The organism is Metabacillus rhizolycopersici, from assembly GCF_020075705.1.
Window position 1 is genome coordinate 1 of sequence record NZ_JAIQUM010000235.1, and the last position, 755, is coordinate 755.

A 755-nucleotide genomic window follows, 5' to 3' on the forward strand; every position below is an offset into this window, starting at 1 on the left:
AATGTTCCGTGAATTCGAATGTTATTGAACCAATGTACATAATCATTAAGTTCAAGAGCGAGTTGTTTAAGGGAAGAGAAATGCGCTCCATTAGCGAACTCTGTCTTAAATACCTTAAATGTCGCTTCAGCTACAGCGTTGTCATAAGGGCATCCTTTCATACTCAATGATCGTTTGATACCAAACGTTTCAAGGGCCTCTGAAATGAGCTTGTTATCAAACTCTTTCCCTCGGTCTGTATGAAACATTTTGACATCATTCAAATTCGCTTGGATGCTTGCAATGGCTTGATACACAAGCTCTGCCGTCTTATTTTCACCAGCACTATGACCAATGATTTCTCGATTAAAGAGGTCGACAAATAGGCATACATAATGCCACTTTTTTCCGACACGGACGTATGTTAAATCGCTGACTATGACAGCTAACGGTGCTTCTTGTGTGAATTGACGTTGTAATTCGTTCTTAACAGGTGCTTCATTACAAGTTGATAGATGTGGTTTAAATTGCGCCACGGTGTAGTTTGAGACAAGAGCCATTTCGTTCATTAATCGACCAATTCGGCGACGTGAAACTTGCTTAGGTTCAGGTAATTTTACTAATTCTTTCTTGATTTTTCGTGTGCCATAATTATTACGGCTTTCTTTGAAAATACGCACGATTTCTCTAGAAAGCTCTTTATCTTCAGCTTTCTTCTCGCGTTTGTCACTTTCATCGGCATGATAATAATAAGTGCTTTTCGGAAGATTGAGGAC

Annotated in this window: 1 protein-coding gene; it reads right to left on the minus strand. The window is 39.2% G+C overall.

Annotated features, from left to right (window positions below; all coding sequences use genetic code 11):
* A partial coding sequence (locus tag K9V48_RS28250; protein WP_224142336.1) for an IS3 family transposase occupies positions 1 to 755 on the minus strand: 755 nt, incomplete at both ends.